This is a genomic window from Pseudomonas sp. HY13-MNA-CIBAN-0226 (genome assembly GCF_040310305.1).
Lineage (GTDB): Bacteria > Pseudomonadota > Gammaproteobacteria > Pseudomonadales > Pseudomonadaceae > Aquipseudomonas > Aquipseudomonas gregormendelii.
In genome coordinates this window covers 1-238 of the sequence record NZ_JBEOPS010000614.1, presented here as the reverse complement: position 1 = coordinate 238, position 238 = coordinate 1, and the positions used below count along the sequence as shown (strand labels likewise).

Sequence of the window (238 nt, the reverse complement as noted above, 5' to 3'; positions counted from 1 at the left end):
CGTCTATATGATGCAACTGCCGTACAGTTTTGCCAAACGCCATCAACTCTTGGCCATTCTTGCTATTGATCCTGAGCTGCCAGCGACTTTAGTGCTGACCAAAGCCACGCCGTTATCAGCGCTTAATGAGGCGGTGCGCTTTTTACAGCAGCAAGGCATACGCGGTGTGCCGACTTACGAGAGCATCAGTGCCGATGACTTTGAAAGACGTATGAACGCCGCTTATGCAGGCAATACG

1 protein-coding gene is annotated in these 238 nt (G+C 51.3%); it reads left to right on the top strand.

The window, feature by feature from the left end; translation table 11 throughout:
• A partial coding sequence (locus tag AAEZ05_RS30125; RefSeq protein ID WP_350650326.1) for a hypothetical protein occupies nucleotides 1-238 on the top strand: 238 nt, incomplete at both ends.